28 protein-coding genes are annotated in these 26,349 nt (G+C 37.1%); 22 read left to right on the top strand and 6 right to left on the bottom strand.

From position 1 onward, the window contains the following. The first annotated feature begins 31 nt into the window (after nucleotides 1-31). Nucleotides 32-2,845: a DEAD/DEAH box helicase gene (locus tag F4694_RS26750; RefSeq protein ID WP_179602963.1), complete on the top strand. Its 2,814-nt coding sequence runs from the start codon at nucleotides 32-34 to the stop codon at nucleotides 2,843-2,845. Nucleotides 2,846-2,863: 18 nt separating this feature from the next. On the opposite strand, the gene F4694_RS26745 is transcribed toward F4694_RS26750, so the two are convergent. Then, nucleotides 2,864-3,262 carry a (deoxy)nucleoside triphosphate pyrophosphohydrolase gene (locus F4694_RS26745; protein WP_179602962.1) on the bottom strand — a complete coding sequence of 133 codons (399 nt, stop codon included), beginning with the start codon at nucleotides 3,260-3,262 and terminating at the stop codon, nucleotides 2,864-2,866. A 199-nt stretch (nucleotides 3,263-3,461) separates the two neighbouring features. Here F4694_RS26745 and F4694_RS26740 point away from each other — a divergent pair, with 199 nt between their 5' ends. Both F4694_RS26740 and F4694_RS26735 read left to right on the top strand, forming a co-directional pair. Then, nucleotides 3,462-3,806 carry a hypothetical protein gene (locus F4694_RS26740; RefSeq protein WP_179602961.1) on the top strand — a complete coding sequence of 115 codons (345 nt, stop codon included), beginning with the start codon at nucleotides 3,462-3,464 and terminating at the stop codon, nucleotides 3,804-3,806. Between the two features lie 126 nt (nucleotides 3,807-3,932). Next, nucleotides 3,933-4,433, top strand: coding sequence for a GNAT family N-acetyltransferase (locus tag F4694_RS26735; protein ID WP_179602960.1), 501 nt, complete (start codon nucleotides 3,933-3,935; stop codon nucleotides 4,431-4,433). A 111-nt stretch (nucleotides 4,434-4,544) separates the two neighbouring features. On the opposite strand, the gene F4694_RS26730 is transcribed toward F4694_RS26735, so the two are convergent. Next, a complete protein-coding gene (locus F4694_RS26730) occupies nucleotides 4,545-5,195 on the bottom strand; it encodes a response regulator (RefSeq protein WP_179602959.1) in 651 nt (216 codons plus the stop codon). Then, nucleotides 5,192-5,989: a sensor histidine kinase gene (locus F4694_RS26725; RefSeq protein WP_179602958.1), complete on the bottom strand. Its 798-nt coding sequence runs from the start codon at nucleotides 5,987-5,989 to the stop codon at nucleotides 5,192-5,194. Before F4694_RS26725 ends, F4694_RS26730 begins: the two co-directional genes overlap by 4 nt. A 281-nt stretch (nucleotides 5,990-6,270) precedes the next feature. Between F4694_RS26725 and F4694_RS26720 the strand changes: the two genes are divergently transcribed. From F4694_RS26720 to F4694_RS33045, 13 genes are all read left to right on the top strand, one after another. Next, on the top strand, nucleotides 6,271-6,852 hold the full coding sequence (locus tag F4694_RS26720) for a copper resistance CopC family protein (RefSeq protein ID WP_179602957.1): 582 nt from the start codon (nucleotides 6,271-6,273) through the stop codon (nucleotides 6,850-6,852). A gap of 42 nt (nucleotides 6,853-6,894) precedes the next feature. Further along, nucleotides 6,895-7,542 carry a YcnI family copper-binding membrane protein gene (locus F4694_RS26715; RefSeq protein WP_179602956.1) on the top strand — a complete coding sequence of 216 codons (648 nt, stop codon included), beginning with the start codon at nucleotides 6,895-6,897 and terminating at the stop codon, nucleotides 7,540-7,542. A gap of 501 nt (nucleotides 7,543-8,043) precedes the next feature. Next, nucleotides 8,044-9,063 (top strand): DUF3231 family protein, encoded by a 1,020-nt coding sequence (locus tag F4694_RS26710; protein ID WP_179602955.1) that lies wholly within the window; start codon nucleotides 8,044-8,046, stop codon nucleotides 9,061-9,063. Nucleotides 9,064-9,699: 636 nt separating this feature from the next. Further along, nucleotides 9,700-10,167, top strand: a complete 468-nt coding sequence (locus F4694_RS26705) for a VOC family protein (protein WP_179602954.1) — start codon at nucleotides 9,700-9,702, stop codon at nucleotides 10,165-10,167. A gap of 199 nt (nucleotides 10,168-10,366) precedes the next feature. Next, nucleotides 10,367-10,795 carry a MazG nucleotide pyrophosphohydrolase domain-containing protein gene (locus F4694_RS26700; protein WP_306458542.1) on the top strand — a complete coding sequence of 143 codons (429 nt, stop codon included), beginning with the start codon at nucleotides 10,367-10,369 and terminating at the stop codon, nucleotides 10,793-10,795. 449 nt (nucleotides 10,796-11,244) lie between these two features. Beyond that, nucleotides 11,245-12,306 (top strand): LacI family DNA-binding transcriptional regulator, encoded by a 1,062-nt coding sequence (locus tag F4694_RS26695; RefSeq protein WP_179602953.1) that lies wholly within the window; start codon nucleotides 11,245-11,247, stop codon nucleotides 12,304-12,306. A 155-nt stretch (nucleotides 12,307-12,461) separates the two neighbouring features. Continuing rightward, nucleotides 12,462-12,938, top strand: coding sequence for an RpiB/LacA/LacB family sugar-phosphate isomerase (locus F4694_RS26690; protein WP_257029411.1), 477 nt, complete (start codon nucleotides 12,462-12,464; stop codon nucleotides 12,936-12,938). A 27-nt stretch (nucleotides 12,939-12,965) separates the two neighbouring features. After that, nucleotides 12,966-13,886 carry a ribokinase gene (gene rbsK, locus F4694_RS26685; protein WP_179602952.1) on the top strand — a complete coding sequence of 307 codons (921 nt, stop codon included), beginning with the start codon at nucleotides 12,966-12,968 and terminating at the stop codon, nucleotides 13,884-13,886. Nucleotides 13,887-13,900: 14 nt separating this feature from the next. Continuing rightward, on the top strand, nucleotides 13,901-15,193 hold the full coding sequence (locus tag F4694_RS26680) for an ABC transporter substrate-binding protein (protein ID WP_179602951.1): 1,293 nt from the start codon (nucleotides 13,901-13,903) through the stop codon (nucleotides 15,191-15,193). 74 nt (nucleotides 15,194-15,267) lie between these two features. After that, nucleotides 15,268-16,170 carry a carbohydrate ABC transporter permease gene (locus F4694_RS26675; protein WP_179602950.1) on the top strand — a complete coding sequence of 301 codons (903 nt, stop codon included), beginning with the start codon at nucleotides 15,268-15,270 and terminating at the stop codon, nucleotides 16,168-16,170. Nucleotides 16,171-16,306: 136 nt separating this feature from the next. Further along, a complete protein-coding gene (locus F4694_RS26670; RefSeq protein ID WP_257029410.1) occupies nucleotides 16,307-17,080 on the top strand; it encodes a carbohydrate ABC transporter permease in 774 nt (257 codons plus the stop codon). A 340-nt stretch (nucleotides 17,081-17,420) separates the two neighbouring features. Further along, entirely contained in the window at nucleotides 17,421-17,585 is a 165-nt protein-coding gene (locus F4694_RS26665; protein WP_218895851.1) for a hypothetical protein, read from the top strand. Between the two features lie 9 nt (nucleotides 17,586-17,594). Continuing rightward, a complete protein-coding gene (locus tag F4694_RS33045; protein ID WP_179602991.1) occupies nucleotides 17,595-17,753 on the top strand; it encodes an ankyrin repeat domain-containing protein in 159 nt (52 codons plus the stop codon). A gap of 171 nt (nucleotides 17,754-17,924) precedes the next feature. Here the strand turns inward: F4694_RS33045 and F4694_RS26655 are convergent, their stop codons facing one another. Beyond that, on the bottom strand, nucleotides 17,925-19,517 hold the full coding sequence (locus F4694_RS26655; RefSeq protein WP_179602948.1) for a glucose PTS transporter subunit IIA: 1,593 nt from the start codon (nucleotides 19,515-19,517) through the stop codon (nucleotides 17,925-17,927). Between the two features lie 246 nt (nucleotides 19,518-19,763). On the opposite strand from F4694_RS26655, the gene F4694_RS26650 reads away from it, so the two are divergent. Continuing rightward, nucleotides 19,764-20,939, top strand: coding sequence for a helix-turn-helix domain-containing protein (locus F4694_RS26650; protein WP_218895850.1), 1,176 nt, complete (start codon nucleotides 19,764-19,766; stop codon nucleotides 20,937-20,939). A gap of 125 nt (nucleotides 20,940-21,064) precedes the next feature. On the opposite strand, the gene F4694_RS26645 is transcribed toward F4694_RS26650, so the two are convergent. After that, on the bottom strand, nucleotides 21,065-21,505 hold the full coding sequence (locus F4694_RS26645; RefSeq protein WP_179602946.1) for a YaiI/YqxD family protein: 441 nt from the start codon (nucleotides 21,503-21,505) through the stop codon (nucleotides 21,065-21,067). Nucleotides 21,506-21,734: 229 nt separating this feature from the next. Here F4694_RS26645 and rpiA point away from each other — a divergent pair, with 229 nt between their 5' ends. The 3 genes from rpiA to F4694_RS26630 all read left to right on the top strand — a co-directional run bounded on the left by rpiA (nucleotide 21,735) and on the right by F4694_RS26630 (nucleotide 24,416). After that, nucleotides 21,735-22,403, top strand: a complete 669-nt coding sequence (gene rpiA, locus F4694_RS26640; RefSeq protein ID WP_179602945.1) for a ribose-5-phosphate isomerase RpiA — start codon at nucleotides 21,735-21,737, stop codon at nucleotides 22,401-22,403. 338 nt (nucleotides 22,404-22,741) lie between these two features. Further along, nucleotides 22,742-23,401 carry a fructose-6-phosphate aldolase gene (fsa, locus tag F4694_RS26635; protein ID WP_179602944.1) on the top strand — a complete coding sequence of 220 codons (660 nt, stop codon included), beginning with the start codon at nucleotides 22,742-22,744 and terminating at the stop codon, nucleotides 23,399-23,401. A 382-nt stretch (nucleotides 23,402-23,783) separates the two neighbouring features. Beyond that, nucleotides 23,784-24,416 (top strand): FMN-dependent NADH-azoreductase, encoded by a 633-nt coding sequence (locus F4694_RS26630; protein WP_179602943.1) that lies wholly within the window; start codon nucleotides 23,784-23,786, stop codon nucleotides 24,414-24,416. A gap of 82 nt (nucleotides 24,417-24,498) precedes the next feature. Here the strand turns inward: F4694_RS26630 and F4694_RS26625 are convergent, their stop codons facing one another. Next, the gene (locus tag F4694_RS26625; protein WP_257029409.1) at nucleotides 24,499-24,909 is read right to left on the bottom strand and encodes a VOC family protein; all 411 of its coding nucleotides are present in this window, start codon (nucleotides 24,907-24,909) and stop codon (nucleotides 24,499-24,501) included. A gap of 85 nt (nucleotides 24,910-24,994) precedes the next feature. Between F4694_RS26625 and F4694_RS26620 the strand changes: the two genes are divergently transcribed. Beyond that, complete coding sequence (locus tag F4694_RS26620) at nucleotides 24,995-25,573, top strand: hypothetical protein (RefSeq protein ID WP_179602941.1); 579 nt, start codon at nucleotides 24,995-24,997, stop codon at nucleotides 25,571-25,573. 233 nt (nucleotides 25,574-25,806) lie between these two features. Then, nucleotides 25,807-26,307, top strand: a complete 501-nt coding sequence (locus F4694_RS26615) for a YbaK/EbsC family protein (protein ID WP_179602940.1) — start codon at nucleotides 25,807-25,809, stop codon at nucleotides 26,305-26,307. Nucleotides 26,308-26,349: the final 42 nt, after the last annotated feature.

Genomic DNA, 26,349 nt, shown 5'->3' with positions numbered 1-26,349 from the left:
AAATGTTAATAATATAGTCAGGGGAAAGTCGATGGATACGGTCGAAAAGAAGTTAATAGTGAACTCCGAAAAAGGAAATTTATTAAGAGAATTAGTGAGATCCATGAATGAGTGCGAGCGGTTTTATTTCAGTGTAGCATTTATTAATTTTAGTGGCTTGCAGCTTTTGCTCGATCCTTTGAAGGAAGCGGAGGAAAAGGGAGTCAAAGGGAAAATCATTACGTCCACTTATCTTAATTTCACTGATGCAAAGGCATTGGAGAAGATTAGAGAGTTTAATAATGTGGATTTAAAGGTTTTTGTTACAGATAAAGAGATTGGTTTCCACACGAAGGCATACATATTCGAATACAAAGATAGTTATAAAGTGATTATTGGTTCCTCTAATATTACCCAAAGTGCCTTGAAGAGTAATATCGAATGGAATGTTGAAATCATCACGAAAGACAATGGTCGGTTTATACAGGATGTTTTAAAGGAATATGATTATCTATGGAATATGAGTGAGGTTGCGGATGAAGATTTTATTTATAGATATGAAGAGTTTCTAAAGAGCTTTAAGGATACAAAACAAACAAGGAACTTAATATATGAAAATAAAAAATATATTGTCCCCAATAGAATGCAAAGACGAGCTACAGAGAATCTAGAAAGACTGAGAAACTTTGGGGAGAAAAAGGCGCTTGTCATTGCTGCAACCGGTACGGGCAAAACCTATATGTCAGCATTTGATGTCAAAAGCTTTAAACCAAAGAAACTACTTTTTATTGTTCATAGAGAAGAGATCTTGAAAAAAGCAAAGGAAACCTTTGAATTGCTATTGCCCAATGAGGGTCTAACTTTTGGTCTACTTACAGGTAACCACAAACAGAAGAATGTAGATTATGTGTTTGCCACCATTCAAACCATATCTAAATGTTTTCATGAATTTAAAAGGGATGAATTCGATTATCTGATTATTGATGAGGCACATCATGCGAGTAGCCCAACTTATCAAACGGTGTTAGATTATTTTAAGCCTAATTTTACTTTGGGAATGACGGCTACACCAGAGCGAAGTGACGGTTATAATGTTTTTGATCTTTTTGATAATAATGTAGCAATAGAAGTTCGACTGCATGAGGCTCTTGAGGACGAGCTAGTTATTCCTTTTCACTACTTTGGAATTACAGATATTGAAGGTATAGATTTAAGTGATGTGAACATTGATGATATTGCTGAAATCACAAAAAGATTAAAGGTTAACGAACGCGTTGATTTTATTATTGAGAAAATGGACTTTTATGGTCATGACGGTGAGAAAAGGAAGGGCCTAGGTTTCTGTGCTAGTATCGAGCATGCTCAGTATATGGCTAGTGAATTTAATAAGAAGGGCTATCAGAGTGTTTGTTTACATGGTGGAGATTCACCAGAAACACGGGAGCGATTTATTAGGCAGTTAGAAAGTGACCATGAAGAATTAGAATTCATTTTTACAGTTGATATCTTTAATGAAGGTGTGGATATTCCATCTATAAATACGGTATTAATGTTAAGACCAACTAATTCTCCTATTGTATTTATTCAGCAGCTTGGTAGAGGATTAAGGAAACACCCAGAAAAAACTTTCTTAACGGTACTCGACTTTATCGGGAACCATAATAAAACATTCCTAATTGCACTGGCATTAAACGGAAGTCGTTATTATGATAAAGAAAGTTTGAAGGTTGCCGTTGCAACAGGATTTGCTAATATACCTGGGTGTACCCATATTCAAATGGATAAAATAACGCAGGAAAGAATCTTGACTCAGATTGATAGCGAAAACTTTAATTCGATGAAGTATCTTAAGGAAGAGTACTTTGAATTTAAGAAACTCAATCAAGGTCGGATACCATTCTTGCTTTTGGATTATCTGAAATATGATGGAGCACCTGATCCTGTTAAATTCATTGATCGGGAAAAAACATACTTACAATTTGTGGCCAAAGTGGAGAAGGATGAATATTTAAAGGAGCTCCTACAGAATGAGTCGTTTGAAGGGACTTTAAAAGAATTGTCAAGCAAGCTTCCACTTAAGCGTATTTATGAGTTTGTAATTCTTCGATATTTATTGGATCATGAAGAAATTAGTTTAGAAATAGCGAAGAACCAAATCTTAAAAATGATATCCAGGGTTGACGATGATAGTATTTTGCATGCTTTTGAGTGCTTGAATCAAAATTACTATGATAGTGTTCAAACAAAGAATAAGCCGAAATTAGTTCAATTTAGCAATGGCAAACTTTCTAAGTCTCTACTTTTTAAAGAGCTATTGGAAAATGAAGATTATAGGAAGTTTATCGAAGATATTATTACCTATGGGATTTTCCGTTATGAAAAGGAATTTGGAACTGAGTACTACGGAGTTCCATATTTTAAACTTTATGAGCAATATCAAATGGTGGATGCAGCTTTACTTTCTAACTATCGTAAAATCCATAGTTCCTTTAGAGGGTCAGGATTGTTAGCAAATGGGAATGAGTATTTTCTATTTATAGATTTACACAAAGAAGAGGATGTAAAAGAAAGTATTAATTACAAAGATAAATTTATTAGTCCTCAAAAATTCCAATGGCAATCAGTGAATAGTACAACCCAGCAGTCTGAAAGAGGGAAAAATATTATTTTTAATAAACAACGTGGTGTCAATCTGCACTTGTTTATTCGTAAGTATAAAGAAATTGATGGGAAAACCGAGCCTTATATTTATATTGGTAAAGGGAATTCTGTGGAATTTGAAGGGGATAAGCCAATCACGGTATGGATGGAGTTAGAAAATGAGGTACCGCCTATTTTATATACAGAGTTTACGAAGAAAGTTTAGTCTTCTCGTTTGAGAAGACTATTTTTCGTTTATTAATTGTTCCACTGCAGGGATATCTGCTGGTGCCCACTTGAGAGATTCAAGGTTTTCTCTTTTTAACCAGATTAACTTGGAATGCTCACTCGGAGTTGGCGTCCCCTCGACAACTTTACATTTTATCGAAATTAAATTAATAATAAAGGTTTCGTATTCATGAGTGTTGTCATTAAAGATTTCGTTTGTAGTTTCAATCGTACATGCCAATTCTTCATCAATTTCTCTTACTAGTGCTGAGTATATATCTTCATTTGATTCCACTTTCCCACCTGGGAACTCCCACATATTAGGAATAGACATTTCTGGTGATCTTAATGCACATAAGATTTCATTACTTTCATTTTCAATAATAGCAGCAACTACTTTTACAAGTTTTTTCATGGTAGCCTCCTAATGATATCTATACTCATAATAATATCATTTTTTTAAATTAGATTCTTTTAACGACAAATGGCATGGCGATAAATACATTTGAATTTTTTAAAATACGATTTTGTGATGATGATTGAGGCGAGCAAGTTTTTGCTATAATGTTAAAGTAAATATTTAGAAATTTTCGATTTTGAGAGGAGGTAAAAGTATGAATGCAGCCGTTCTATGGGAGAAGCTTAGAGAGAGGGCATTACAATCAGAATTCGAAATACATACAGTTCCACAAAATAAGAGTGTGCCTTTATGGTTTTTAGTAGGTGTCAAGGAAAGAAGTCTCATTATTAAAAAGGCGAAGAATCATACACCTAGTGTAAAAATTTCTATGGATAGAATGATTACTTTTAAGGATTTTGAGTATGTTTATCGCTATTATGACCGTTGGCAAAAGGGTGAAACAAACAGCCGTCAAGAGGCATCCAAGAAATCTCAAAACACTGCTTACATCTTTGCGTTAATTGATGAAGCGTTGAAAGTTAGGGTAGATGTTCATTAATTACTTATTAGTAAGTCTAGAGAAATGAAGCAAATCCAGCTCCAGGGATACCTTTATAGGTTAGAGAAAGAGGTTTTAAAACGTGAAGTACCTTATTATTTATTCTGAAGAAATGAAGAATTTCAAATGTTAATAAGAGAGATACAACCCGTAGATGCTGAAAATTTTATATGTTTAATTAAGCAAGTAGAATCTGAGGCTAAGTTCATGCTTATGGAAGCAGGAGAAAGAAAAACCACTCCTGAACAACAACATGAAAAATTGGAACATATCAAACAGCAAAGTAATTCAACAATATTTGTTGCAGAACAAGAAAAGGGAAAGTTGGTTGGCTATTTAATAGCCATTGGCGGTAGCGTAAAGAGAACAAAGCACTCTGTATATCTTGTTATTGGTATTTTAGAAGAATACAGAGGGCGTGGAATTGGAACAAAACTATTTCAACGGTTAGAAGAGTGGGCAATAAACGCTAATATATCAAGATTAGAACTTACAGTTGTTACTCAAAATGAAGCAGGAATAACGCTATACAAGAAATGTGGATTTGAGATAGAAGGTATAAAAAGAAAATCGTTGATGATTAATGATGAATTTTATAACGAGTATTTTATGTCTAAGTTACTATAATCTTTCTTCTATATTGAAAAAACTAATCAAACGTTTGATTGAATCCCCCAACTCCTTGGTACTATTGGTTTTACCAAGCTAATCAAACGTTTGATTAAAATTTATGAGCATTTATTTTATTTCAAATCCATGCCGCACCGCATAGGCAGCAAGCTGGACGCGATTATCCAGTTGGAGTTTCTCCAATAAGTTTTTAATATGATTCTTTACCGTATTTTCGGCAATGACCAGTCTCTGTGCAATTTGCTTATTTGTTTCACCGGATGCTACCCACGAAAGAATTTCGCTCTCCCTCGGTGTCAAAGAAACCGGACTGGGCTCAACAGCAGAGGTATTACCAACTCGAAAACGATGGAATAGCCTGTTTGCAATCTTACGTGACACTTCTGATTGGTCGCCGAGCAAAGCATGAAGGTATTCTAGCCAATCTTCCGGCTCCATATTTTTAAGCAAGTATCCTTGCGCACCATATTGAATGGCAGTAAATAAATCCTTTACATCATCTGAAACTGTCAACATCACAACATGAATATGAGGATGGTCTGTTCTTATTTTTCGAACGGCTTCCAGTCCATTTAATTTGGGCATATTTATATCAAGAAGCAGCAAATCGGGCTGCAGTTCTTTGCAAAGTTCCAGAGCTTCCTGTCCATCTGCGGCTTCCCCTATAATCAAAAAGGATTGATCAGATTCCAAAACACTTCGAATGCCTTCTCTAGCAAGAGGATGGTCATCCGCGATTACAATCTTATACTGCTTCATTGCTGCATCTCCTTTGTTAAGATAATTTCTGTTCCTCCCAGCTCACCTTTATGTATTTGAAATTCTGCATTAACTTGTCTTGCACGTTCCCGCATCATGGATATTCCATATTTCCTGTCCGATAACGAATTGATATCAATTCCACGGCCATTATCCCAAATCCTCAATTGCCATTGTTCTTGAGTTCCCTTGAAGTCAATTTGTACTTGTGTAGATCCGGAATGTTTGCGGATGTTCGCAAATGCTTCTTGGATAATCGCAAAGATTTGGACTTCTTCCTTTACTGTAAACAAATCATTTTGTGATTCGAAATCAATCTCCACATCGATACCGGTGAATGAACTCCACTCAGATATCCACTTGGTGACTCTGAAATTAAGTGATCCATCCTCTTCTGGTGCAGACCTCAGGTTGAAAATCGCCTGTCGAACATGGTGATCAATCGTGGAAACTGCACTTGAGGCAGCCGCCAGATCTCCTTGCTTGAGCTTAACATTGAGAAAGAAAAGGGATTGGGCAATCCCATCATGAAGTTCCCGTGCTAGTCTCTCACGTTCCTCATAAACAGCTCGTTTTGCCTGTTCCTCCGCTAATTGGTCATTCTTAATTCTTATAATGTGGAATATCCAGGATGAAAACAGCAGGGAAAGTATAAACGTTAGAATGGTAATAAGGACATTACCGGTCTCCATCGACAAGTGTCCAAGAAGAAAACCGTGGCGAAAGAATTCAAAACCTCCGATTAAAATTGTCGGTAAAACGACGGTAAGCATCTGTATTAAACGATAGGACAATTAAAACCTCTCCTTCAAACACTATTTAATTACTATAAATGATAATAACCCAAAAACATATAGGATACTGATAGCCCTGTTGAGCTATTTACTATGGATAGTAGAGGTTTTACACTGATGTTACATCAGAAAAACTTATTGAACATTTCTCTTACTTACATCGTTATTGAATTTTAATTTTTAATAAGGTTGGCTTTCTGCAATATCGGGACATTTGTACTAGCTGGAAATAATCCTGAATATAGTATGAGCAAAAGAGAAATGAGGAAAGGAGCTATATTTTGAAAAAGTTAATGATCGTAATGTTTTGCGTTTTGATGATTATGCCTTCAGTGGTTAGTGCACACACAAGTCTTTCTTCATCTAATCCAGCCGAAGGACAAGTTGTAACGGAGAATCTAGAACAAATCACCCTTGATTTCGCTTCTACTATCGAAGAGTTAAGCACGATGGAATTGGTGAAGAACGGAAAGAAAGTAGCATTAGAAGAGATTAAGGTTGAAAATAAGCAATTGATTGGAAGAATTTCCAATCCTTTGGATAATGGCACCTACACCATCCTTTGGAAGATTATTGGTGAAGATGGTCATCCCATAAATGGCGAGATAAATTTTAGTGTTCAGACGGACCAAAATCAATCAGAAACAAATCCTGCAACTCCTGAGGAAAACCAAGATACGCAAGATCAAAATAGTCAATCCAATCAGACGCAACAAAATAGTGTAGAACAAAATAACGCAAGTGACACAGTTGAACAGGCTGATAAAAATTCTTCTTCCACTGTGCTAGTGATAATCGCAGTAAGTTTGGTCGTCATCTTTGGAATTGTTCTTCTATTGTTTACAGGAAAGAAAAAACGTTAATCATTAAATTCTTATATTATTGTCGAGGGGAAGATTTTATTAATGAAAAAGATGATTGCCACATTTGTAGTAATGCTTGCAGCATTTTCACTTTTTACAGGAATCGCTAGTGCACATGTAACGGTACTGCCGAAGGAAACCATACAGGGCAGCTATGAGATGTTTACTGTAAGGGTACCATCCGAAAATGAAACAGTACCTACTACACAGGTGAAAGTGGAATTTCCGGCAGAAGTTACGATTAGTCGATTTGAACCAAAGCCAGGCTGGAAATATGAAGTGGAAAAAGATTCTTCTGGTACGATTACCAGTGTCACATGGACAGCAGAAAACCAAGGATTAACATCAACAGAGTTCGGACTTTTTAATATGCAAGGAAAAGTAGCAGACGACGCCACTGAAATTGCTTTCAAAGCATACCAAACCTATCAGGACGGAAGTGTGGTTGAGTGGATTGGGGCACCAGATTCAGAAAAGCCAGCCTCAGTGACCAGCGTTAATCCAAAACCAGCTGATGCCTCTGATGATCACCATGGAACAACGGAGTCAAAAGATGAAACACCAACAGAACAAGCCAACGAAGAAGCTGTAAAAGATTCAACTAATTCATCCAATGCTCCACTTTATGTATCAATCGCCGCTCTAATTGCAGCGCTGGTATCATTAGGTATTTCTTTAAAAAGACGATGATGATTATATAGGTGAGAGGACAAGAGTAAAATTACTCCTGTCCTTTTCTTTTCGCTCTCAAGAATGAGGTTAGTAAAATAATGAGTAGGATATCGAAGATCAATTTGCTTCGTTGTAACCACCAAATCCTTTTTTTGGAGGCACCTCAATTCAACGGATACAATTCCGTAACAACTTTCTGCAAAACCACCCTGTCTTTTTGCCCTATTCAACCCTATATAGAGGGTAGAAAGGGCGGTGCAAATTCATGAATTTAAAATCTGGCAGTATTGAAGGGTTCGAAGGTTATTTTTAGTTTAGAGTGTGAAAGAGTTTAATACGCCCGTGGAGATGTGGTTGGCTGTAAAGAGGCACTAGTTCTATAGATTTAGAGTCGTTGAAAGTTTGGACTAAGAACCTCAAATAGGACTTTCGTTGGAATTGAAATAATTAAGTGTTGATTCTGTATATGATTTCACATTAAGTTAAATACTATCGAAAAAATCAATACAAGGGGTTAACATGATTGCACTAAAACCGATTAATCTAAGTTCACCAAAAACAAACATTACGGAAAGATTAACATCAGCAGAAATGGCAAAACTTTGGGCAACCTATATGGGAAACAGTATGGCGAAATGCATCTTAGCTTATTATCTTCAACACGTTGAAGATGAGGATATAAAAATCTTAGTAGAAAATGCGTACAATTTAAGCGTTGATTTCATGAAGACAACGGAAGAAATCTTTAAGAAAGAAAATTTCCCTATACCTAGAGGCTTTTCTGAAGAGGAAGATGTAAACCCAGGTGCACCTCGTTTATTCGAAGATCAGTTTTATGTTCATTACTTAAAATATACAGCAAAAGCAGGAATGAGTATCTATAACGTAGGATACCCGCTTGTTTACAGGAAAGATGTAAAAGACTTTTTTAGATATTGTTTGGAGTCCACTATGGATTTAATGGACCAAATTAAAGCAATCTTAATGCATAAAGGGTTTATCATAAAACCGCCTCTTATTCCAATTCCCGATAAAGTTGAGTTTATCCATAAGGATTTTTTAAATGGCTTCTTCGGCCATGTACGACCCTTACATGCTTTGGAAATTACTCATTTTTACGATAATATAGAGAACAATGTAACGAGTAAAGCACTCATTATGGCATTCGCCCAAGTAGCAAAAGATGAACAAGTTCGGCAATTGTTTGAAAAAGGGAGAGACCTTACACAAACAAATTTAGAACGTTACATGCAAAAACTACACGATGAAAATTTGCCTTCTCCACCCCTTTTAGATCATTTAGTGACAAACTCAACGTTTTCTCCTTTTTCTGATAAGATCATGTTATTTCATAAGGCAGATATGTTTTCCATGAAATTACGGGCATTTGGAAATTCGGTGGCTGTAAATGGAAGGCATGATGTTGGGTTAGTCTATACAAAATCGTTTGCGAAAATCTCTTTATTTTGTGAAGAGGCAGCTAAACTCATGATTGAAAATGGCTGGATGGAAAAACCGCCATATGCAGCAGAGAGATAATAATATAGTTTCAAAATCATTATTTTTTATTGTTTAAGTCATGAAATGTGAAAAAAATGCAATCTGAAAATTTTTATTAAGCATAATGCTTTAATTAAAGTACAGATCGTCAAAAGACGGTCTTTTTTTCATGGAGTAAACAATAAGTATTTTTTCTTTCCAATTACCTTACGTTCTAGCTCTTGTTGAATTAGAAAATATTTTCCAGAAAAACGCATTGAAAACTATATCATTAAAAGATGTTCAGCTCAGCGAAGGGGGTAGCCACTATTTATACAGATAATGCTACTATCCTTGAAAAATATGAGAGTGAGAAAAGGTCGATGGGTAAGGCTGCTTTAATTACTCTACTCATTAACGTCGTTATTGCCTCGTTTTTTTACCTTTTTACTACACTGCCTATTTTTAGCACCAATGAATCCACGATATAAATTGTATTTGCGATTTTACAAACCCTTGCACTAATCGTCCTAGTGTTTACCGGACTCACATTTTTGGGCTATATTTACAGGGTAAGAAAATGGAGAAGATCCAGTTTGTAAATAGAAAAAGGGATTTCCAGCGTGTGCAAATATCACCTTTACTTTAACTAGGAATAGGGTGTTTTTTAAAAATTAATAATAGGGGATGGGAGTAATGATAAAGGGGCTTTATGAAGCACATTTACCTGTAAAAAACTTAGAGGTTTCAATTGAATTTTATCGAAAGTTAGGCTTGAAATTGGCTTGGCGTGATGAAGACACTGCATTCATTTGGATAGAAGAAGGGGAAAGTTGGTTGGGACTGTGGGAGGGAGAGGAGCACCAAACTCCGTACCATCCTTCTTTAAGGCATATTGCTTTTCGAGTCACATATGAGGATTTAAAAGAGTCATTAAAATGGCTTGAATCCATTCAAGTTGAACCTGTTCCTTTTGGAAGGAGAACATCAATTGAGCCCTTTGTAAGACCAAATCAAGGAAATGCTTCGGTTTACTTTGAGGACCCAGATGGAAATAGTTTAGAATTAATGTGTTATATTGATGTTCCCAATGAATTAAAGCATATTACAGAAAAGCTGTCATTTGAGGATTGGGAGAGTTTAGTTAATAGTGAACGAAAATAATCAGCTACTTGAAAAGAAAAAACAATAGGAAAGCGTGCTAGATGTCTCCCACTTTTCTTTGTTCGGATGGGAATAAAAACAGTTCTAGTTGGTGAAGATTAAGTAATTTCAAAATAAACTAATCAAACGTTTAATTAAATCGGGTGGTAAACTAATCAAACGTTTGATTAACGGGTTAGAAGCCTTGGTACATCTGGTTTTGAAAACTAATCAAACGTTTGATGAACAAATTCGCAGTCAAATGACGGAAGGGATTAAAATGAAAGAGATACAAACTTTTGCAAAAAAGTTTCAAGAAGAAATGGGTTGGGAAATTACTGATGAAAGTTATGCTAAGAGCAGAGATTCTCTATTAAATAATTACATGCTGCTTACGACAGAGGTAGCCGAGGTGGCGGAGGAGCTGCGGAAGGCATTTAATCTAACTGCCTCCTATGTTGAAAACGGCATGGAAGAAGAGCAGGCATTTGAGTTAGCCAAGAATCAGATTAAAGTGAACTTAGGCAAGGAGTTATCAGATTGTCTGGCTTACATGCTAAAGTTTTATAATTATTTTGGAATTGATGTAGAAGAAAGCTTTTATGCAAAAATGGAGGAAGTTAAAAATCGAAGGAACAAGGATAAGTAAAGACAAAGATTTGAAATGATTTATAATGACAAGATTTATTTTGAAAATTTTTCAAAATAAATCTTGGTCATATTTTTAATAATTAGTAGAGGATGTAGGAATTGAGCGCTCTGTCCAGCAACTAAATGATTACGGCCATCATAATTTACCACCTCCGCCATCTTTTGTACCAGTCTTGGACAAAGGCTTTACCATACAGTGCCAACCATTTTACCAATAAACCCTCCTCTAATTTACAATTTGTGAGTAAGAGGGGGGTGTAATAAAAGCATTTCCTCATTTCCTTTTAAAGTATTGAGGCGGTTATTACTTTAGTAGCTAAATTCTTTCTAGTTCTTCTGTAATTGTTTTTCGTAAATTCACTTGGTAAATTATAAATTAATTTATTGACAAGAATAAATATTCAGAATAAAATCAAGTTAATCGATTAAAGGAGGTGAAAACTCTGAATGAAGAGAGCAACCCTCAAAGAGGTAGCAACATTAGCTGGAGTTTCTACGGCTACTGTTTCTAATGTATTGAACGAAACCAAAAATGTAAGTGATGAAGTAAAAAACAAAGTTTTCTCGGCGATTCAGGAACTGAACTATCAACCTAATATTGTAGCAAAAAGTCTTCGAGTGCAGGAATCACGCATCATTGGGCTTCTAATCTCCGATATTGCAAACCCTTTCTTTTCGATTGTGGTTCGTGGGATTGAAGAAGAACTAGCTAAGAGCGATTATAGCATACTGCTTTGCAATACGGATTCTTCCGTGGAGAAAGAGGATAAATATCTCAAAGTATTGATAGGCAAAAGAGTAGACGGACTTATCGTCTCATCCACAGGGAACACAGGTGATTATTTCCGCTCAATGGAGAAAACGGGAGTGCCAATGGTATTCCTGAACCGTTGCCCTGATTTCATGGTATCCGATGTCATCATGACGAACAATATTAAGGGTTCTTATTCTGGCACTGAGCATTTGATTCGGCATGGTTTTGAAAAAATAGCGATCATAACTGGGCCTATTTCAATAAGTACTGGCAAAGATCGATTGACTGGTTACAAGAGAGCTCTTGAGGATTATGGCATTACCGAATCGGATGAGCTTGTGAAGGAAGGTAATTTTGATATCGAAAGTGGCTATACGAAAATGAAAGAGCTAATGGAACAGGATAACAAGCCGGATGCGGTGTTTATTTCAAACAATTCAATGACATTGGGGGCTTATAAATATCTAAAGGAATCAGGTATTTCAATTCCTGATCAGCTTGCAGTCGTTGGATATGATGATTCCGATTGGGCAGATATTGTCGATCCGCCAATTACTACGATAAAGCAACCAGCTTACGAACTAGGTGTACATGCTGCAAGATTAATCCTAGCTAGAATAATAAATAAGCAAGTGAAGCGAGAAATCACTTATATGGATACTGAGTTAATTATCCGGCATTCCTGCGGGTGCAATAAGGAAAATCCGTACAGTTGCGAATCCAACAAACTAGAGACAACAAGTGGTTGTATTTAATTTTCACTATCTGAATTTGCCGATTTATCGGTTTTTATTTTAAAGCAAAGTTAAACGATTAACTGAAAAATGTAATGATTTATACATCTCAGTAAAATTTTTAAAAAGAAGCTTAATGAATAGAAAGCACATACAAAAAAACTTTGGAGGCATAAATGATGAGAATCGGAGTAGGAGGAGACCATGCAGGTTTTCCATTAAAGGACACAGTTGTAAATGCTTTAAAAAGTATGGGGCATGAGGTGATCGATTATGGATCCTATGACCCTAATCCCGTCGATTTCCCGGACATTACTAGATCAGTGTGTGCAGGAGTCTTATCGGGCGAAGTAGATCGGGCAGTTATGGTATGTGGTACTGGAGTTGGGGCGTGTATCGCAGCCAATAAAATTCCTGGAATTCGTGCATCCGTCTGTCACGACATTTATTCTGCGCATCAGTGTGTGGAACACGATGATGTTAATGTTATGTGCGTCGGTGCACAAATTATAGGACCTGTTTTATTGGTCGAACTGCTCGAGGGTTTCTTGAAAGCAGAATTCAGCACTGATGAAGAGTTTAGGCGTCGAGTAAGGAAACTGCACGAGATGGAGTTATATCATTACTCTTTTAAGCCCACAGCGTCCGAGTAAAAAATGATAGCTGAACGGAGGGGAGTTATGGCGAAACAGGCTAGAATTGTGGTGATCGGAAGTTTAAATATGGATTTGGTCATATGTACACCTAGGATTGCACTTGAAGGAGAGACGATAATAGGAAGTAATTTTGCAACAATGCCAGGTGGAAAAGGTGCTAATCAGGCTGTAGCTGCTAGTAGGCTTGGTGCTAAGGTAGAAATGGTTGGCTGTGTCGGGGACGATGGTTTTGGTAAGGAATTGATCGCAAAATTAAAAGGTGAAGGTATAGGTACAGATTATGTAACGACGGTATCCTGTGATTCAAGCGGGGTGGCTATGATTACAGTAAATGAATCCGGTGAGAATAGTATCGTTGTTTCTCCGGGCGCAAACAATCGAATGACCCCCGCTCATGTTCGGCAGGCAGAAGAAATCATCCGTTCTGCAGACCTTGTATTAGTACAGTTAGAGATCCCAATGAATGTGGTGGAAGAAGCCGTTCAGATTGCAAATAACCAACATGTCCCAATTATTTTAAACCCTGCACCTGCGGCCCATCTGTCAGATTTTCTTTTACAGAAAATCGATATACTTACCCCAAACGAAACGGAAGCAAGGTACATAGCAACAGGACAAGCAGCTGGGGTCGAAAGGTATGAAGAAATTATTCCCAAGCTAAAGAAAAAGGGTGTTAAGCAAGTGGTTATGACACTTGGTGGTGACGGAGCTGCCTACTCAATTGAGGATGGTGTCATTCATATAGGAGCAAATAAAGTAGTGGCCGTTGATACTACTGGTGCGGGCGATGCGTTCAATGCTGGCTTAGCGGTCTATCTTGGAGAAGGTGGTAAGTTAAATGATGCTATTCGCTTTGCTCAAAAAGTAGCAGCATTATCGGTCACGAGCTTCGGAGCTCAATCATCTATGCCTAGTAGATCAACAGTTGAAAATTTAATTGATTAATTGGGGGTAAGTTTATGAAACTTAAAAAATTCTTATTACTATTCATGTCTACTATTCTATTTTTTGGACTAGCCGCTTGTTCATCCGAGGAAACAAAGAGCGGAGCATCTGACAGTGAAGAGAAAGTAGAACTCCGTGTTGCCTGGTGGGGTGGTCAAGCACGCCATGACAAGATGAATGAATTGTTTGACTTGTTCGAGGAAAAAAATCCAAATATCACAGTCTCTAGAGAATTTACAGTGGAAAACCAATATGCGGAGAAATTTACAACACAGGCAGCGGGAGGAAATGCTCCAGATGTGATGCAAACCAGCAGCTTCTTTCAATTTGACTTTGTTAAACGTAATATGATGCTAGACTTAGGTCCCTTAGTTGAGTCAGGTGACTTAAATGTGAAGGATTTAGACCCGATGGATATTGAGGGTGGTAAAGTCAATGACAAGCTGTACGCGATTAGTCTTGGTCATAATATTACCGGCGTTATCTATAACAAAGCTATGTTTGAAAAAGCGGGTCTAGAGTTTCCTAAAAACAACTGGACATGGGATGAATATGTTGAAACCGCGAAAGCTCTTCAAAAATCGTTGGGTAAGGATGCATGGGCTACTGAGGACGAGGGTGGCGTATATCGCGTACTCGAGTTATTTGCACAACAAAGAGGAAAGTCAGTATTCAAAGGCGATGGACTAGGAATCAATAAACAGGATTTGACCGACTGGTTCACCTTCTGGGATCAAATGCGTAAAGACGGATTAACTCCACCTGCAGACATTCAATCAGAACAAGGGGATAAAACACAGGAGCAGTCTATGCTTGCGCTTGGTAAGGCTGCGATGATTAGCAAAAGCTCCAATCAGCTGAAAATTTATCAAGGCTCTGCAAAAGACGAGTTGGCCATTGTTAGCTATCCTATGGACCCAAATGGCGAGAAAAAGGCTCCACTGATTGTCGCATCATTGGGAATATCCGCAAAGACAAAACATCCCAAGGAAGCAGCAAAGCTGATCAATTTTGTTGTTAACGATCCTGATGCTGCGAAAATTTTTAAAGGCGAGCATGGTCCACAAGCTTCTAAACAAATGCAGGAAGTAATCAAACCTCTTCTTGGAGAACCGGAGAATAAGGAATATGCATTTGTTGACGAAATGATCCAATCATCCAAGCCATATCCATCTATGCCGAGTAATAGTACATCTGTACAGAAGCTTTTGCTGTCCACTAACCAAGCCATTGCCTTTAAACAAAAGTCCATTTCACAAGCTGTGGATGAATTCTTTTCACAGGCTGAACAAATTTTAAACCGATAAGTCAATTTTATAAGAGCAAAAGCTCATGAAATAAAAATCTTGAGCTTTTGTTCTAAAAAAAAGGAGTTCAAACAATGTTGAATTTATTTGACCAAAAACGGTGGTCATCGATAATTCCATACCTATTTCTGGCGCCATGGCTAATTGGATTGGTGGTGTTTAGTGGCTTTCCGTTTCTAAGTTCTTTGTACCTTTCATTTACAAATTACAATTTTGTATCTTCACCTAACTGGGTTGGATTGAAAAATTATCTGACCATGTTTACCCAGGATCCACAGTACTTTCAAGCAATCAAGGTTACCGTTACCTACGTGTTAGTTGCAGTTCCGCTGGAGTTATCGTTTGCTCTTTTTCTAGCACTGCTCTTAAATAAAGGGATTCGTGGTCTAGGAATTTATCGCGGCGTTTACTATATTCCTTCGTTGATTGGTGGGAGCGTGGCGATTGCAATTCTTTGGCAGCAGGTGTTCGGAGACAGTGGTATTGTCAATCAATTGCTGGGTTATGCAGGGATTGATATGCCAAGCTGGGTAGGTACGCCCGATTATGCCATTTGGTCCCTTATATTGTTAAAGGTTTGGCAATTTGGCTCACCTATGGTTATCTTCTTGGCGGGACTCAAGCAAATCCCTCAGGAATTTTACGAAGCATCATCCTTGGACGGTGCTGGAAAATGGAAGCAATTTATTCATATTACGTTGCCTTGTCTATCACCTATTATTTTATTTAATGGCATTATGCAAATCATTAGTTCATTTCAAGCATTCACACCAGCTTATATTATCAGTAACGGTACAGGAGGACCGGTAAATTCTACACTGTTTTATACTCTTTATTTGTACCAGAATGGCTTTGGTAACTTCCAAATGGGTTACGCCTCTGCTATGGCCTGGTCATTGCTTTTAATCATCGCCTTTTTTACGGGTCTTATCTTTTTAACTTCGAAAAAATGGGTTCATTACGGGGATCAGGGGTGATAAGATGGAAAAGTCAATTCAGATTAAACAACAAAAAAATAGGTTTATGTTGAGGACACGGGAAAAAAGGATAACAAGTCCATTTCGTTTTAAAAAAATAATATTGCACGCTGTCATTCTGGTCGGAGTAATCATAATGCTTTATCCGATCTTATGGATGATTATCAGCTCGTTTAAACCTACACAAAGTATTCTGAGTGATAACAGTCTTTGGCCGAAAGATTTAACGCTTTCGAATTACATAAAAGGATGGAAAGGCACATCAGGTACAACGTTCGCCACCTTTTATCTAAATTCATTTAGTATGGTCGGATTGGCCGTGATTGGAAATGTCCTGTCCTGCTCGCTAACAGCATATGCATTTGCTCGGTTGGAATTCAAACACAAAAAAATTTGGTTTGCTTTGATGATGATGACGATGATGATTCCGATGCATGTACTTATTGTCCCACAGTACATCATTTTTAATAAGTTGGAATGGATTAATACTATTTTGCCAATTGTAGTGCCGAAGTTTTTTGCCGTAGATGGATTTTTTATTTTTCTAACTGTTCAATTTATTCGGTCACTACCGAGAGAATTGGATGAGGCAGCTACAATAGATGGATGCGGACCTATTGCTATCTATTTTCGAATTATATTGCCCCTGACTGTTCCAGCCATCGTTACAACCACCATATTTACATTCATTTGGACTTGGAATGACTTTTTTAGCCAGCTTCTATACCTCAGTGGTGTAGAAAAATACACCGTAACACTTGCTCTTCGAATGTTCACCGATGCGGGTGGAGAAGCTGCTCTTGGCTCGCTTTTTGCCATGTCGGTACTGTCGATTGTGCCAGTATTTTTAATTTTTGTCTTCTTCCAGCGATATATTGTAGAAGGTATTGCTACTTCCGGAATGAAATAAACCAAATATAGTATGAATAATGAAACAGCCTCCAAATTATGATTTTACATAATTTAGGGAATTAATGCATTTAAAGAGGTTGGAGAGGTAAAACGGAAAGTGAATAAACTTGAACAGAAATAAATAGGAAGTAGAGTATAAACGTTATGTCTCCTTTAATAGATAAGAAAAAGATGAAAAATGCTGCAGGCGAAAATATCTGCAGCATTTTTTACGGCGAATAGGGTTTTTCCACCGAAGGGGAGATGAGCCGAATAAACAACTGAATATATTAAAGTCTGTCTCGATAAAATTATTTCAGGTAAAATAAGGTAAAGTGTTGATTAATGAAAGTCCTCTGATGGTAGTGCCATCTATGGCGGCAAGGATTGGCTTGAATGAGGCGTTAGTGTTACAGCAGATTCATTATTGGCTGGAGATTAGTAAGCAAGAGATTGAGGGAAGAAAATGTGTATATAATTCCTATCCGGATTGGCAGAGGAAGCACTGTCATTTTGGTCAGTGAGTACAATTAATTTTAAAAAGGCTGGCTGCAAATTATGATCAATTAGATGCAGCAAAAGTATTATTAGAAAATGGGGCGGATCCAAATTTTGAAAATGATGAAGGGATGTCTGCATTTACTTATGCGGAGGATTTTGGCTATACCGAATTCGTAGAACTGCTGAAATAAGAGAAGCAATCAGAAAGGGTTGGTCCAATTTGGACCAACCCTTTAATAAATAGCTTTAATAAATTTCATTGTTGATTATGATGAAAGACAAATCAGGAGAATTCCCAGTGAGATTAGTCCTTCATAAGGATTTCGTGAGAATCCACATCTGTCTGTAACAAAGCCTAAAAATTAAACTGTTAACCTTAACAACTGATCATTTTGTTCCACGCTTTCGCTAGTAGTGGCTTTAACGTCAATATATTGATTGGTATTTGTAATAACCACCAATGTAGTTGTTTCAAATCCCTGGGCTTTTATTTGGTCTAATTCAAATTCAATCAGCAGGTCGCCTTGCTTGATGTGATCACCTTGTTTTAAATGTGGTGTAAAGTATTTTCCTTTCAGCTTCACCGTATCAAGCCCAATATAAATTAGCACCTCAGCACCAATTTCAGACGTGATGCCAACAGCATGTCCAGTAGGAAATTGGGTCGTAATTACTCCATCAACAGGTGAATAAATCTTGCCAGCTTCCGGTTCAATCGCTATTCCTTTACCTACCGTTTCGGTTGCAAATAATGGGGCGTTAATAGCACTTAATGGAACAACCTTACCACGTAATGGACTCTTGATCGTTTCTGATGAGGGTATACCAAAAATATTTTGAGTAAAACCATCATCTACTTTTGAATGTTTGCTTTCATATCCAAGGAGGTAGGTCAATAGAAATCCGATGACAAAAGCAGCGCCAATTCCAATTAAATATTCCCAAACCGGTGTAAACGCAGGAATGGAAAGTACACTTGGAAGGACAAAATCATTCATTACAACTCCGACGCTTCCATTAAATGCCCCGCCTATTGCAGCGGCAATGATAACATATATCATGGTTTTTCGATAGCGAAGAATGATTCCATAATTAATTGCTTCGGTTGTACCAGCTAAAGCACCAGGTACGATTCCACTTGCTGCTAAAGCCTTCAAATCTTTATCACGTGTCTTTAGGAAAACTGCAATGCCTATTCCCACTTGGGCAAAAGGAGCTGCAGCTGCCATAGCAATAATAGGGTCTGGACCAGTTGCGAGATTAACAATAGCTAATGGAATAATCGTCCAATGCAATCCCATTATGGTTAAGAAAGTCCATGAAGCACCTAAAACTGCCCCTGCTAAAAGACCGCTTTTGTCACTTAGGAAGCTAATCACCGAACCTAATCCTTCTCCGAGAAGTGTTCCGATAGGACCAAACACAAGCATGGTTAATGGAACGAGAATGATTAGAGAAATCATAGGGTTGATAAACATTTGGATATCTTTATAAATGACTTTCTTTAATAACCTATCTAGTCCTGCATAAACAAAAATGGCAATAAAGATTGGAAAAACAGTAGAAGAATAATCTGCTAATAAGACAGGAAGGCCAAAAAAGTCGATTCTCTTCACATCGTTTTCTACAAGGTGCATAATTTCAGGAGTCAGCAAAGAAGCACCAATAACACCGCCAACATATCCGTTGGCACCTAGTTTAAGGGCAATGGATATCCCGAGAAACAATGGAAGAAAATGAAAAATAGCATCTCCTGCCGCTGATAAGATGATATAGGCACCGCTTTCATTTGAAAGCCAGCCGATTGTGGTTAAAACTGATAACATTGCCTTTAAGAGTCCAGCACCGGCGAGAACGCCGATAATTGGGGCGAAACTTCCTGAGATGATGTCTAATACTTTCGCTAATTTCGTTTCTTTAGATTGATCAGGATGATTTTGTTTTTGATGGCTCATAGTTGTTTTCACACTCCCATATCTTATATCTTTTACTTTCGTTTCCTAAATTAATTTCAACTTTAAAAAAACTTTTACCGCTTTCATTTTCACTGTGTAAATTGAACCGGTGTTGCACTATTAGTATAATGAATACAAAAATTTATCAGTAGGATTCATTTGATAATATCCGGACTGAAAAGGTTTTTTGCAACAGTCCATTTGGAGGAAGTAGCGCTGGAACAATTAAAAATCGTCTCAACGGCAATGAAACTGCAACATATAACCAATTTAAATACATATATATTAAATCAAAATCGGGAGCTTGTTTATTATCATGAAATGATTTCGATCCCAGCATTCATGCCTGGTTCAGGGGATAGAGATGTTTTATTTTTATATGACAATATGGAGCTGCACGGGCAGCTATATTCCTATATAAACGAATGGGACCTTCATTATTTCGGATATTCCTTCAGCCAAAAAGAGGAAGCCTATACCGTTATTATTGGCCCTTATCTTGATAAGACACCGAGTCTATACCGTTTATCGAACGAATATCGTCTCTCTAGTGCACAAAGTGAAGATTTAAGGCTGATAGCAGATAAAATATATGTACTAACTGTTGACCAGGCAAGCAGTTATGGAAGTGTCCTTCAGCAGTTTACAAACATGATGGAGCAGGAATTGGCCCCATTCGTTATTTTAGCTAATAAAATCAGCGGTTCTGTTATTCAGGAGGCCCACCTTAACGTTGATGAAGAGGCAGAAATTGTTAAATTAAGGTATAAGACAGAAAAAGATTTTATGCATGCTGTGGAACGTGGCGATAAAAATACAGCGTTGGCACTAATCAATTCCAAAAATATGCTGTTTTCTTTTTCAGAGCGTTTTCCCAACCAGCCGTTACGCCGACTCAAAAATGTCGCGATAATCTTAAACACCTTGCTGCGTACGTCTGCGAGAAATAGTCAAATACCGGCCATCATGATTCATCGGATCTCAGAAAAATATGCTTATGAAATAGAAAATGCAAATCAAGTAGAAACACTGCAGCAATTAGAAGATCGAATGATTGAGGAATATTGTGATTTAGTTGTCTCAAATTCATTAAGTAATTACACATACATAACGCAACAGGTGTTGGAGTATATCCACAGTTTTTATAATAAGCAAATCAATAAAGAAGAGTTGGCAGCAAAGCTGTCTACCCATCCGAGTCATCTCGCCCGAAAATTTAAAGAAGAAACAAAGATGACCCTAACTGCTTACCAGCAAATGTTACGAATAAATCAAGCTAAACATTTGTTGAAAACAGAGAATCTATCCGTTGAGGAAATTGCCTGGACGGTAGGTTACGAAGATCCTTCATACTTTGCAAGAGTCTTTAAAAAAGAAACAGGAAGATCTCCCTCTCAATATCGAGATGAGGCTGCAGTATAGGAAAGGCCAATAAAAAATGCAAGGGGATCGAGGAAAGAAAAACGGGGGCAGAAGCATTGGTTTGGTCAGGCTGGCATCCTTTGTATTTTTTTCTTGGGGTTTTCTTTAAATATGTAGACATAATTTTAAGATGAAATCGCGCTTTTAAAAAGCCTCTTAAATTTCTCTCTATCTTCTGCTGTAAATGGTTTTGGCCCCTTTGTGCGTTTTCCGCCTTTTCGAGCCATCGCACTCAAATAACGTGTTTGTAATAATTGGTCAATGTTTTCATTTGTATAACTATACCCAGTATGGTGCAGAACCGTACACCCTTTTGCTAAGCCTAGCGAAGCCAGACCATAATCTTGCGTAACGATTATATCTCCCTTTTTTGCCAATTTCATAATCCGATAATCGGCAGCATCTGCTCCAGAGTCAACATAAATGGTTTCGACGCCAGATGGTTGTTCCGCACTTGAAAAATGAGAAAAGCTAGTAACAAGAATAACAGGAATATCAGCATTGATACCTTCAGAGATAATAATATCTTTTACAGGACAAGCGTCAGCATCAACATAAATTTTCATCTTTATCTCTCCATGTAATTGTTTTTTGGAACGTAACGATTAGAAAATCTCATGATCAGTGATATTGCGATTTAGTCTTTTCCACCTCATCAAGAAAATATACAACTTTCGAAGGGGATCCAGAATAAAAAAAGTATATCACGCGATCCAGCTTTGGATGGAGTGAATTTTATTAATAAAGGACAAATTATCAATGTAGTATCTTGCTTCGTAGAAGGGGGACAAAGCATTGAATGAAAAGAAAGTCATTGGAGAAAAAGCTATAGAGTTCGTGAAAGATGGGATGATAGTCGGACTGGGTACAGGGTCAACTGCATATTATTTCACTTTTAAACTCGGCGAATTAGTCCAGCAAGGGCTAAACATTAAAGGAGTCCCTACTTCTAAGAAAACAGAAACATTAGCAAACGAGCTTGGAATCCCACTAGTTTCATTCAATGAAATAGAGCAAATTGATGTAGCTGTTGATGGAGCGGATGAAGTCGATGCAGACCTTAATCTTATTAAAGGCGGCGGCGGAGCCCTTTTAAGAGAGAAAATTATTGCTGCATCTGCTAAAACTTTTATTGTCATTGCAGACTCTCACAAGAATGTCGACACATTAGGAACCTTTCCACTGCCAGTAGAGGTGGTCCCTTTTGGATTAGGAATGACAATAAAGCATATCCGGGATCTTGGCGGAAAAACGGAATTACGACAGCAACAAGGGAAACCTTTCCTTACGGATAATGGTAATTATATTTTGGACACCAAGTTTCAAGAAATTAAGGAGCCAAAAGAATTAGAGAAAAATCTAAACCTCATACCTGGTGTGGTAGATAATGGATTATTTGTTGGAATGGCAGAAGCTGTTATTACCATTATTGATAAGAAACTTGTAACTGTATTCCGTAAATAAGCACAAATTAAGAGGCTAAAATTGGAACTATCGTTAACTTATTTATAAATTCGCGGCGGGCTAATTTGACTGAGATTGCTTTATTTAAATTATTCAAATTATAAAGAAAATAAAGGGTTTCTGTATTACTTTAGTGAAGTAAAATGGTCGGATGTCAAACTTTAGCCCATATAAAAAGCAACACCAGTCATTGCATTGTTCTTAATAATACGCTATCGTTCTTCTAGGGATGACACCTAGCTGGTAAAATTGTGGTGCTTAAGAGACGATTTTAGTGGACATGCTGTCGGAAAGAGTTAAAATAATCATATATTTAAAAAAATTGGAGGAAAAAGTTAATGAAATTTTTTATCGATACTGCAAATCTTGAAGAAATTAAAAAAGCCTATAAAATTGGCGTGCTATCAGGAGTAACAACAAACCCGTCTTTAGTAGCTAAAGAAGGTGTGAAATTCGAAGATCGTATCGCTGAAATCTTAAATGCTGTACCAGAGGTTGAGTCTGTATCTGCTGAAGTAACTCCAAACGCTTTGACAGCTGAACAAATGATTGCAGAAGCTAATGAGCTTATTAAAATTAACGGCGGCGATAAGAATATTACCATTAAACTTCCAATGACACTTGATGGATTAGAGGCTTGCCGCTATTTAACGAAAAAAGGTGTTAAAACAAACGTTACCCTTATTTTTAGTGTCAACCAAGCATTACTAGCTGCACGTGCAGGAGCTACATATGTTTCACCATTCTTAGGTCGTTTAGATGATATTAACGAAGATGGTGTAGAATTAGTTGCAAAAATCGCAAAGATGTTCCAAGTTCAAGGCTTGGATTCACAAATCATTGCTGCTTCAGTTCGTCACCCTGATCATGTTACACGTGTGGCATTGGCAGGAGCTCATATTGCAACCATTCCATTTAAGGTTATTGAGCAATTATCAAAACATCCGTTAACAGACCAAGGTCTTGAAAAATTTGCAGCTGACTGGAAAACCGTTTAAAATTTGTATACAACATAAGGGCGAATCTCCTAAAGAGGGAGAACGTCGTAAACACTCTTATCTAAGTCGAAGATAAGGGTGTTTTTTTTATAAATAGGCTCTGTTATAGAATGATGTTTTTTATGGAAATTCTTATGAACGACTAATCTCATTGGCTTTCAACGACCTTTTAACCGGGGATTAAGATAAATTAAATATCTAAGAATAATATGTTGGGGTTAATATAAATACATAAGACTTTTTTATCAGGTATTTATTATCTAAAATAGGTAATACCTACTATACAAGTTTAATTGACAGGAATAATAGATTAATATATTATTAATTCGAGATAAATGATTTGAAAATAGTAAAATTAAAGATAAAAAGGAGATTTATATAAATGAATGTTTTAGTAGTGAAAGCAAATAATCGTCCAGCTTCCGAGGCTGTATCAAGTAAAATGTATGAAACTTTTATGGAAAACGTAGAAGGTGTAAATGTCACAACTTTTGATGTTTTCGCGGAAGATATGCCTTATTTTGGCCAGGATTTATTCAATGCTTTCGGTAAATTACAATCAGGCGAAGAAATGACAGATCTTGAAAAGCGTCTTCTTGCTGCAAAACAAAAGGCAATGGATGCTCTTACTGCAGCTGACTTAGTTGTATTTGCATTCCCATTATGGAACCTAACTATCCCAGCACCATTACAAACTTTCATTGACTATGTATACCAAGCTGGTTTCACTTTCAAGTACGATGAAAATGGTCAACTTGTACAATTAATGACAGATAAAAAGGCAGTAATCCTAAGTGCTCGCGGCGGGGTTTACTCAACACCAGAAGCAGCACCAATGGAAATGGCGGCTACTTATATTAAAAACGTGGTTGGCGGCGTATTCGGTATGGAAATCGTCGACGAAGTGATTATTGAAGGCCATAATGCAATGCCTGCACAAGCAGAAAAGATTATTGCTGAAGGTTTAGAAAAGGTAAAAGAAGCAGCAAAGAAATTATCGGCAGTGGCAGTTTAATAATTAACCATATTTATAAAGGAGCTTGGCAATCAAGCTCCTTTATAAATATGATGTAAATAAATACTAATTAAACGTTTGATTAAATCTGTTGGTTTTCATTGGTACCGCCAAAGGCAATGCAATAATTATCAGGATCGACAATAGCAAATTCCTTCCATGGACCAGCCTCTTTATCAATCCAGGGTTCGATGACAATTTTGGCACCTTTTTCTTTAAATTCCGCATGTAGTTCGTCGAGTGCAGTCCAGTTCTCTACATAACAATAAACATCTGGAGCAGTTTGATTATATCCTCTTGCGCATCTGTTTGGACTGACATCTTCAGGAGAATCAGCTTGAAGTAACTTAATAGCTAATCCCGTGAAACCATCTCGAATCACCCACCATTCTGTTACCTCGCAGCCTAAGACTTCCCTATAATAATGCTTTGACTTTTCTAAATTTGAAACCAGTAATACTTTTAGTGAGCTGTGAATTTGTCTGTGACTCAAAATTAAACTACCTCTTTCACTAGTAATTAAAGGATATTTTATAAAACGCATAGAATAACACTAACGATTAAGTGAGGTGTCCCTTATGTATGAATTAATTGAAGATGAAGTAGTAAGAAATGAGTACTCAACCATTCCATTTTTATGGATTCGCAGTAAGCAGCGAAATAATAGCATATGCATTATGCTCCCAGGAATCAGCTATTCCACACAACAACCGCTGTTCCATTATGCTACGAATTTATTTGCAGAAAATGGTGTAGATATTTTGCATATCAATTATAACTTTATTAAAAGTAAACATTTTGTCAAGCTTAACAAAACGGAGCAAGAGCATTGGATGTATGAGGATGTTAGAACGGTAGTAGGTGAAGTTTTAATAGATACTATTTATGAAAAGTGCTTCTTGCTCAGTAAGTCAATTGGTACTATCCCGATGGCAATGGAATGGGCGGAAAAGAAATTTATCAATCTGCCAATTGGTATTTGGTTAACGCCTTTATTGAAGGAAAATCTCGTTTTTGATACGCTGCTTAAAACAAATATTCCATCTCTTTGTGTCATCGGTGACCAGGATCAACATTATCTGCAGGCACGAATTTCTATACTTGAGACTAATAAGCTAATAAGTACGTTAGTTATTCCAATGCCAATCATAGTTTAGAGGTGAATGGTGACATAGTAGCGACGATAGAAGCGCTGAAGGTTATTATGAATAGAATGCATGATTTCGTCTGTGTACATAGTACGAATCGTGAATTGTAATTTAAATACAGAGTCAAGATGATGGATGTTCAGGAACCATTAAGTATGATTCGGGCATGAGCATCTTTTCGCTTTTCCTAACTAAAGTGTGTTATTATTTTCCATAATAGCAAGCAGGAAAGGATGGACAGGATGTCAATTGAAAGTGTAAAAGCCCATTTTAGGCAATGGAACAAAGAACAAGATGTGATGGAATTTGACACATCAAGCGCAACAGTGGATTTAGCAGCCGAAACAATAGGAGTGATTCCGGCCCGCATAGCAAAAACTTTATCTTTTAGAGGAGAAGGGGAAAAAGCCCTTTTGATTGTTGCTGCCGGAGATGTGAAAATTGATAACAAGAAATTTCGTCATACCTTTGGGTTCAAGGCCAGAATGCTGACTCCGGAAGAAGTGCTGGAGCAGACGGGCCATGCAATCGGTGGAGTTTGCCCATTCGGATTAAAAAATGAACTAGATGTTTACCTTGATGTTTCCATGAAAAGGTTTGATACACTTTTCCCGGCATGTGGCAGCACCAATTCAGCGATTGAACTAACGAATGAAGAGATTTATCGCTATTCATATGCAAAAGAATGGGTCGATGTTTGTAAAGGTTGGGAAGATTCTGAGCAAGAAAAGAAGGTTGGTTAAAAAACAAATTAATATTCTTCTCTTGCGTTCGTTAAACCGAGT

The sequence above is a fragment of the Neobacillus driksii genome (assembly GCF_013409995.1).
GTDB classification, from domain to species: domain Bacteria; phylum Bacillota; class Bacilli; order Bacillales; family Cytobacillaceae; genus Neobacillus; species Neobacillus driksii.
This window is presented reverse-complemented; position numbering and strand designations above follow the sequence as displayed.

What these genes read in the sequence shown, in the direction of transcription:
- F4694_RS26750 (WP_179602963.1), top strand. Translation starts at nt 32, where the DNA reads ATGGATACGGTCGAAAAGAAGTTAATAGTGAACTCCGAAAAAGGAAAT.
- F4694_RS26745 (WP_179602962.1), bottom strand. Translation starts at nt 3,262, where the DNA reads ATGAAAAAACTTGTAAAAGTAGTTGCTGCTATTATTGAAAATGAAAGT.
- F4694_RS26740 (WP_179602961.1), top strand. Translation starts at nt 3,462, where the DNA reads ATGAATGCAGCCGTTCTATGGGAGAAGCTTAGAGAGAGGGCATTACAA.
- F4694_RS26735 (WP_179602960.1), top strand. Translation starts at nt 3,933, where the DNA reads ATGTTAATAAGAGAGATACAACCCGTAGATGCTGAAAATTTTATATGT.
- F4694_RS26730 (WP_179602959.1), bottom strand. Translation starts at nt 5,195, where the DNA reads ATGAAGCAGTATAAGATTGTAATCGCGGATGACCATCCTCTTGCTAGA.
- F4694_RS26715 (WP_179602956.1), top strand. Translation starts at nt 6,895, where the DNA reads ATGAAAAAGATGATTGCCACATTTGTAGTAATGCTTGCAGCATTTTCA.
- F4694_RS26710 (WP_179602955.1), top strand. Translation starts at nt 8,044, where the DNA reads ATGATTGCACTAAAACCGATTAATCTAAGTTCACCAAAAACAAACATT.
- F4694_RS26705 (WP_179602954.1), top strand. Translation starts at nt 9,700, where the DNA reads ATGATAAAGGGGCTTTATGAAGCACATTTACCTGTAAAAAACTTAGAG.
- F4694_RS26695 (WP_179602953.1), top strand. Translation starts at nt 11,245, where the DNA reads ATGAAGAGAGCAACCCTCAAAGAGGTAGCAACATTAGCTGGAGTTTCT.
- F4694_RS26690 (WP_257029411.1), top strand. Translation starts at nt 12,462, where the DNA reads ATGATGAGAATCGGAGTAGGAGGAGACCATGCAGGTTTTCCATTAAAG.
- rbsK (WP_179602952.1), top strand. Translation starts at nt 12,966, where the DNA reads ATGGCGAAACAGGCTAGAATTGTGGTGATCGGAAGTTTAAATATGGAT.
- F4694_RS26680 (WP_179602951.1), top strand. Translation starts at nt 13,901, where the DNA reads ATGAAACTTAAAAAATTCTTATTACTATTCATGTCTACTATTCTATTT.
- F4694_RS26675 (WP_179602950.1), top strand. Translation starts at nt 15,268, where the DNA reads ATGTTGAATTTATTTGACCAAAAACGGTGGTCATCGATAATTCCATAC.
- F4694_RS26670 (WP_257029410.1), top strand. Translation starts at nt 16,307, where the DNA reads ATGCTTTATCCGATCTTATGGATGATTATCAGCTCGTTTAAACCTACA.
- F4694_RS26665 (WP_218895851.1), top strand. Translation starts at nt 17,421, where the DNA reads ATGGTAGTGCCATCTATGGCGGCAAGGATTGGCTTGAATGAGGCGTTA.
- F4694_RS26655 (WP_179602948.1), bottom strand. Translation starts at nt 19,517, where the DNA reads ATGAGCCATCAAAAACAAAATCATCCTGATCAATCTAAAGAAACGAAA.
- F4694_RS26650 (WP_218895850.1), top strand. Translation starts at nt 19,764, where the DNA reads ATGAAACTGCAACATATAACCAATTTAAATACATATATATTAAATCAA.
- F4694_RS26645 (WP_179602946.1), bottom strand. Translation starts at nt 21,505, where the DNA reads ATGAAAATTTATGTTGATGCTGACGCTTGTCCTGTAAAAGATATTATT.
- fsa (WP_179602944.1), top strand. Translation starts at nt 22,742, where the DNA reads ATGAAATTTTTTATCGATACTGCAAATCTTGAAGAAATTAAAAAAGCC.
- F4694_RS26630 (WP_179602943.1), top strand. Translation starts at nt 23,784, where the DNA reads ATGAATGTTTTAGTAGTGAAAGCAAATAATCGTCCAGCTTCCGAGGCT.
- F4694_RS26620 (WP_179602941.1), top strand. Translation starts at nt 24,995, where the DNA reads ATGTATGAATTAATTGAAGATGAAGTAGTAAGAAATGAGTACTCAACC.
- F4694_RS26615 (WP_179602940.1), top strand. Translation starts at nt 25,807, where the DNA reads ATGTCAATTGAAAGTGTAAAAGCCCATTTTAGGCAATGGAACAAAGAA.